The 273-nt window shown below is 65.9% G+C and carries 1 protein-coding gene; it reads right to left on the bottom strand.

All coding sequences use genetic code 11. The features are described 5' to 3' along the window. Window positions 1–273 (bottom strand): hypothetical protein (locus tag ACRHNM_RS16785; protein WP_431137764.1); only part of this gene is annotated, 273 nt, incomplete at both ends.

The raw sequence follows: 273 nt of genomic DNA, 5'->3' as shown, positions 1-273 counted from the left end.
TTTCCGCTGGAGTCGAAGATCTTCGCGCCGCTGATGGTGGGCTTGCCCGGCCCCACCTCGTAGCCGTTGACCTGCTGGCCTGCCAGGTTGTCGGCGGCGTTGAAGGTGCCGTCGCCGTTCACATCGAAGGCGACATAGTCGGTCTTGCCCCCGGTGTCGGGATCGATGGCGTAGATCGTGCTGGCCAGGCCTGCGGAGCAGGGGTCGCCCAGCGGTGGCCGGATGGAGGTGAACACCAGTCCCCGCCCGTACAGGCTCATGTCGTAGACCAGT

Origin of the sequence: Psychroserpens mesophilus (assembly GCF_050617655.1) — a bacterium.
Classification (GTDB): domain Bacteria; phylum Bacteroidota; class Bacteroidia; order Flavobacteriales; family Flavobacteriaceae; genus Psychroserpens; species Psychroserpens mesophilus_A.
The sequence above is the reverse complement of the archived record's forward strand: the minus strand, read 5'-3'. Positions and strand labels throughout refer to the sequence as shown.